Here is a 6,419-nt window from a genome sequence, read left to right as displayed (position 1 = left end):
CGGGAGCTGCTTCGCACCGCGCGGCGCCCCGACGACGACCCCGACGCGGCCGCGGCCGCCGCCCTGCGCCCGGCGCTGCCCGCGCCCGTCGGGCACGTGTTGCTCCAGGCCGACCTGACCGCCGTCGCGCCGGGCCGCCTGGAGCCCGACCTCGCGGCGGCGATGGACCGGGTGGCCGACGTCGAGTCCGCGGGCGGCGCCACGGTCTACCGCATCAGCGAGCACTCGGTGCGCCGCGCGCTCGACCTCGGGTGGACCGCCGCCGACGTGCACGAGCTCTTCGCGACGCGCTCGGCGACCCCCGTCCCGCAGGGCCTGACCTACCTCGTCGACGACGTCGCGCGGCGCCACGGACGGTTGCGCGGCGGGTCGGCGGCGTCGTTCCTGCGCTCCGAGGACGAGGCGCTGCTCGCCGAGGTGGTGTCCCGCCCGGAGGCCGAGGCCCTGGAGCTGCGCCGGATCGCCCCGACCGTCGTGGTGTCGACGCACCCGCTGGCCGAGGTGCTCGAGGCGCTGCGCGCCGCCGGGCTCGCCCCCGTCGCCGAGGACGCCGACGGCAGCGTGCTCGACCTGCGGCCCCGCGGGCGGCGGACCGCCCCGCGCCGGCCGGACCGCGCCTCGACCAACGGGGGCCCGCGGCTCTCCGACGACCAGGTGGCCGCCCTCGTGGCCCAGCTGCGGGCCGGGGACAAGGCCGCGACGGCCGCCCGCGGTCCCGCGACGGTGCCCGGATCGACGCGCCAGACCGCCTCGGCCACGGTCGCGGTGCTCGCCGACGCCGCCCGCACCGGGCGCACCGTGTGGATCGGCTACGTCGACGCGCAGGGCACCGCATCGCAGCGGGTGGTCCGCCCGCTGCGGGTGGGCGGCGGGCTGCTCGAGGGCACCGACGCCGCCGTCGACGACGACGCCGGGCCCGGCCCCTCGGTGAGCTTCGCGCTGCACCGGATCACCTCGGTCAGCGTGCTGGCCTGATCCCCGCGGACGTACGAACGGCCGGTTCGTGACCTTCGAAGGTGACGAACCGGCCGTTCGTACGTCGGAAGAGGCGGCTAGGCGCGGGCGCCGACCGCCCAGACCTGCATGGCGTGCTCGACGAGCGCGATGAGGGCCTCCTTGGTCGACTCGCGGTTCCGGGCGTCGACGGTGATGACCGGCACCGCCGGGTCGAGCGCCAGGGCCTCGGCCACGTCGCGCAGGGAGTGCGAGAGCACGCCGTCGAAGGTGTTCACCCCGAGCACGTAGGGCAGGTTGCGGTCCTCGAAGAAGTCGACCGCGGCGAAGCAGTCGGCCAGCCGGCGGGTGTCGACGAGGACGACCGCGCCGATCGCGCCGCGCACCAGGTCGTCCCACATGAACCAGAAGCGGTCCTGCCCGGGCGTGCCGAACAGGTAGAGGATCAGGTCGGCGTCGAGCGTCACGCGCCCGAAGTCCATGGCGACCGTCGTCGTGCGCTTGTTGGGCACCGCCGTGAGGTCGTCGACGCCGGCGCTCGCATCGGTCATCACGGCCTCGGTGGTCAGCGGGTCGATCTCGGAGACCGAGCCCACGAAGGTCGTCTTGCCGACCCCGAAGCCCCCGGCCACGACGATCTTCGCCGACGTCGTGGTCGGCGCAGCAGCCTCAGAGCCGTCGTAGTCCACTCAGCACCCTTTCCATCAACGCCATGTCCGGGCCGTCGCCCGTCGACGAGGCGGTCTCGTGCACCACGATCGATCCGTGCGCGGCCATGTCACCGAGCAGCACGCGGGCCACGCCGAGCGGGAGCGACAGCAAGGCCGCCACCTCGGCCACCGACTTCGGGTCGCGGCAGAGGTCGGCGATCATGCGGTGCTCGTACTGCGTGACCAGTTCGGGGTCGCGGCCCCGGGGAGTCGTCGAGAGCAGGGTCTCGACGGCGAGGTCGTACGCCGGGCGGGTCCGTCCCCGGGTCCAGGCGTACGGCCGGACGAAGGACGACTCCGGGGGCTCGTCCCCGCCCCGGGGGCCGTCCGGGTAGTCCGGTGCCCCGACCTCGTGCCGGCCCATCGGGATGCCGGCCGGCGTGGTCGGTTCGGCGGCGTCCGGGTGGTCGGCGGGGTCGGGCGGTCGGGAGCCGTTGGTGTACGCCCCGTCGGGGCGCTCCACGACGGGACGCCACCCCCCGGGCCGCGGTGCGGACGGCGGACCGGCCGGCACGCCCTGGGGCGGGCTGCGGTGGGCGCCGCCCCCGTCGCCCGGGGACCCGTCGTCGAGCGCCCGCGCGGCCTCGCGGTCCGCCGGTGAGGCGCCGTCGTCCGCGTCCTCGGTGTCGTCCTGGCCGTCCGCGCCCGTGGCCCGGCGGAGTCGCCCGAGGAGCCCGCGCCGCTCGCCGGGGCGTCGTGCGGGCCCGCCGGTGATCCCGTTGAGGACGTGCGCGAAGGCGTCGTCCTCCGGTCCTTGGCTCACCGTCGCTCACCTCCTCCGGCGGCTCATCGGAACCCGGTGCCCTGCAGCTCGGCGCGCAGCTCGGGGGTGAGCAGCTGGCCGACCCGGTCGACCAGGAGGGTCATCTCGTAGCCGACGAGCCCGATGTCGCAGTTCGGCGCGGCCAGCGTCGCGAGGCAGGAGCCGTCGCTGATGGACATGAGGAGCACGATGCCGCGCTCCATCTCCACCACCGTCTGGACGACCTCGCCCGCCTCGAAGCACCGCGCGGCGCCCTGGGTGAGGCTGATCAGCCCGGAGGCGACGGCGGCGAGCTGGTCGGCGCGGTCCCGCGGGAGCCGGTTGGACCCGGTGAGCAGCAGGCCGTCCGCGGAGACCACGACGGCGTGCGCCACGCCCGGGACGCGCTCGGCGAAGTTCGAGACCAGCCAGCCGAACCTGCTGGGCTGCGACTGGGGTGCCGTCACTGCTCCTCCTCCTCGGTGTACGGGCCGGCGGCGTGCGCCGGGCCACGGTTCGGGACCCCGTCGGCGGGGCCGCCGTCGGGTGGCTGGACGGGCCGGTTCGACCGGCCGTCGGCGACCCCCCGCTGGTAGCTGGCGAGCCGGCCCCGCACGGCGTCGGGGCTGCGGCGCGGCACGGCCGCGCCGTTCTCGCCGGTGGGGCCCGACGGGGGCCCGGGCCGCGCGCTGCCGGGCACCAGGTGCGCCTTCGGCCGGCGACGCGGGAGGCCCGCCTCGGTGGTGCCGGCGTCCACCGACGCGAGCGACGCCGCTCCGGCCTCGAAGTCGGGGCGGTCGGCGGCATCCCACTCGGGGTCGACGGTGGCCGGCGCGTTCGGCTCCGGCTCCCGGAACCAGACCGAGGCCACCTCGTCGAAGATCGGCGTGCGCTCCCGGTTGTTGAGGACCGCCGCGGGACGGCGGGGCGCGAACTCGGGGCCGGACCGGCCCCGGACGGGGAGCCCGGAGCCGTTGGTGTGCCCGGCGCCGACCTGGTCCGAGCCGTTGCGGTCGGCTCCCTCGGGGTCGGGTCCGTGGTCGAACCCGTTCGCGCCGATCCCGTTCCGCTCGGACGCCGCGGCGACCGGCGCGCTCGCCGTGGTGGGCGACGCGGCGTCGCCCTCCTCGGCGGACGCGAACAGCTCGTCGCCGGTGGCGGACTGCTCCGTCCCGGCGACGGCCTCGTCGGCGCCGCCGGCACTGTCGGCCCCGTCGGTCTCCTGGGCGGGCCGCGGGCGGAGCCGGGGCGCGGAGCCGGGGCGCAGCAGCGCGCCGGCCTCGGTCTGCCGGCGCTGCGAGAGCGGGCGCAGCGACAGCCGGGACGGCCGGGCGGCCGGGGTCTCCTCCGGCGTGTCGGCCGGGGTGTCGGCGGGGTCGGCGGTCCCGGGGACGGCCCCCTCGGTGCTGCCGGTCCCGTGCGCGCCCGTCTCGTGGGCGCCGGTCTCGTGGGCGCCCGACTCGCCGGCCGTCGCGGTGGTCTCCGTCGGGGCGTCGGTCTCGCCGGCGTCGGTGCCGGGTCCGTCGGGTGTGGACCCGTCGGCCGGGCCGGTCCCGGAGGCCGGGGTGGAACCGGCCACGTGCTCGACGGGTGGTTGTGCCGCGAAGGGGCCGGACAGGTCCGTCGCGGCCGACGGACCGACCGGGCCGCCCGGCGGGCCCCACGGTCCCGGACGCGGACCCGCCGGGAACCCGCCGCCGGCGAAGCCGCCCGGTCGGGCCGGCATCCCGGGCAGGCCCGGGTGGCTCGCGGGCCCGGGCCGGGTGCCGGGCCGCTGCGGTCCCGGCTCCGGCGTCGCCCAGCCCTCGGAGGGCCGCGGGCGCGGGCGCAGGGCCGGGCCTGGCCGGCCGTCGTGAGCGGGCCCCGGGGGCGGCGCGAGCATGCCGTGCCGGCCACCGGGGCCGTCCGCCTCGGCGGCGTCCGCGGTGGCGTCCGCGACGTCCTGGTCGTCCTGGTCGCCGTTCGGGCCCCGCCACGCGTGGGCGGCGACGGCGCGCGTCGGGATGTTGCCGGGCCGCTGGTCGGGCTGCGGTGTCCCCTCACCGGACGCGGGTGCCTCGGTGTGGGCGTCGTCGTCGGCGCCGCCGGTGGACTGGCTCCAGACGGTCACGCTCTCGTCGCCGGCGTCCGGCCCGACGACGGAGGCGACGCGGTCGTCCTCGTCGTCCCCCTCGTCCGGCTCGTCGTTCACCCCGTCGGTGCCGGGCCCCGGCGCCGGGGGGCCCTGCGGCGGCCCGTCGGGTCCCTCACCGGGCCGCGCGGAGCCGCCGGGCCCGCCGAAGGCCGGCGGCGTGGACCGGGACGGGCGTCGCGGCAGGGCGGACGCGAGCCCGCCGAGAGCGTTGCGACGCCCCGTGTCCGACCCGTCCCCGGATTTCGGACCGGGTTCCGTGCGGCCGGGGGCGGCCTCGGCGCCCGACTCCGGGTCGACCGACGGGGCGAAGAACGCCGCCGCGCCCGCGGCACCGGCGGCACCGGCCGAAGCGGCGCCGCCGAACGGGCCGGCACCTCCGCCTCCGCGCGGAGCGGCGCGGCGGGGCAGCCCACCCGGGGCACCGTCGCGGGACGCACCGTCACGGGCGCCGTCGCGGGCCTCGACCCCGACGCCCTCCCGCGATTCCTGACGCGGGATCGGCGCACCGGCGGTCTCGGGGCGCGAGGCCTCCGCACGGGCCGGCTCGGGGCGGGACGAGCCGTTGCTGTGCTGCCCGCCGAGCGCGCTGTGCCCGGGAGCGCGCACCGGCAGCCCGGTGCCGCCGAGCGCACGGGTGGACGGACCGGCGCCGAAGCGGCCGCCGGGTCCGCCGGAGAGCACCGCCGAGGCCGGGACCCGCACCGAGGCGACCACGCCGCCCTCCTCGCGGGCCCGCAGCGTCACCGCGATCGCGTGGCGGATGGCGAGCCGGCCGACCACGAACAGCCCCATGCGCCGCGAGGCGGAGACGTCGACGGTGGGCGGCGAGCCCAGGCGCTGGTTCGCGTCGGCGAGGTCCTCGTCGGTCATGCCGACCCCGCGGTCGGCGATCTCGAGGACGACCGACCCGTCCGGCTCCGCGTGGGCCAGGACGTCGACCCGCGTCTCCGGGGCGGAGAACGCCGCGGCGTTCTCCAGCAGCTCGGCGACGAGGTGCACGACGTCGCCCGCGGTGCGGCCGAGCAGCTGGACCGGCGGCGGCGCGGCGAGCTCGACGCGCTGGTACTGCTCGACCTCGGACGCGGCGGCGCGCAGCACGTCCACCAGCGGCACGGGCCGCCCGCCGCGGCGGGCGACGTCGGTGCCGGAGAGGACCAGGAGGTTCTCGGAGTTGCGGCGCATGCGCGTCGCGAGGTGGTCGAGCTGGAAGAGCTCGGCGAGGGCCTCCGGGTCCTCCTCCTTGTTCTCCAGCTGCTCGATGAGGCGCAGCTGGCGCTCGACGAGGGCCTGCGAGCGGCGCGAGAGGTTGACGAAGATGCTGTTGAAGGCGGTGCGCAGGCCGGCCTGCTCGGCGGCCAGCCGCACCGCCTGCTCGTGCACCTGGTCGAACGCGCGGGCGACCTGGCCGATCTCCTCCCGCGTCTCGATCGGGGTCCGGCTCACCTCGGTGTCCGGCGCCTCGCCCTCCCGCAGGCTGCGCACCGCGGCCGGCAGCCGGCGCTCGGCGACGTCGAGGGCCGTGCGGCGCAGCAGCCGCAGCGGCCGCAGCAGCGACCGGGTCACGAAGAACACCACGGCCGCGCCCGCCATGAGGGCGAGCAGCAGCACCACCGACGCCACGCCGGCCGCGTTGCGCGCGCCGTTCTGGAGCGAGGCGGCGTTGGCCTGCAGGCGCTCGCGCAGCTGGTCGGAGACGCCGGTGACCTTCTCCTGGACCGCGTTCGACGCGGCGTCCCAGTCCTGGGCCGAGACCTGCAGCGGCAGGCCCGCGCTGCCGCGGCCGAGCACGACCTGGGCCAGCCGGTCCCGGGCGTCGACGTCGGGCCCGACGACCGCGTCGGCGAGGGCGGCGTTGTCGGTGCCGACCGCGCTGCGGAAC

At 78.0% G+C, this 6,419-nt stretch carries 5 protein-coding genes; 1 reads left to right on the top strand and 4 read right to left on the bottom strand.

Annotated features, from left to right (window positions below; translation table 11 throughout):
• A partial coding sequence (locus AC0CYZ_RS05255) for a helicase-associated domain-containing protein (protein ID WP_472213025.1) occupies positions 1-975 on the top strand: 975 nt, incomplete at its 5' end.
• A 77-nt stretch (positions 976-1,052) separates the two neighbouring features.
• Here the strand turns inward: AC0CYZ_RS05255 and AC0CYZ_RS05250 are convergent.
• The 4 genes from AC0CYZ_RS05250 to AC0CYZ_RS05235 all read right to left on the bottom strand — a co-directional run.
• A complete protein-coding gene (locus AC0CYZ_RS05250; protein ID WP_472213023.1) occupies positions 1,053-1,643 on the bottom strand; it encodes a GTP-binding protein in 591 nt (196 codons plus the stop codon).
• Positions 1,624-2,427 carry a DUF742 domain-containing protein gene (locus tag AC0CYZ_RS05245; RefSeq protein ID WP_472213021.1) on the bottom strand — a complete coding sequence of 268 codons (804 nt, stop codon included), beginning with the start codon at positions 2,425-2,427 and terminating at the stop codon, positions 1,624-1,626. Before AC0CYZ_RS05245 ends, AC0CYZ_RS05250 begins: the two co-directional genes overlap by 20 nt.
• Before the next feature lie 23 nt (positions 2,428-2,450).
• Positions 2,451-2,873: a roadblock/LC7 domain-containing protein gene (locus AC0CYZ_RS05240; RefSeq protein ID WP_472213019.1), complete on the bottom strand. Its 423-nt coding sequence runs from the start codon at positions 2,871-2,873 to the stop codon at positions 2,451-2,453.
• On the bottom strand, positions 2,870-6,419 hold a 3,550-nt coding region (locus AC0CYZ_RS05235; RefSeq protein ID WP_472213017.1), incomplete at its 5' end, for a sensor histidine kinase. The genes AC0CYZ_RS05235 and AC0CYZ_RS05240, both read right to left, overlap by 4 nt.

This window comes from Actinomycetospora sp. (assembly GCF_055612215.1).
Note: the sequence above shows the minus strand (reverse complement) of the source record. Positions and strands in the feature narration are given on the sequence as shown.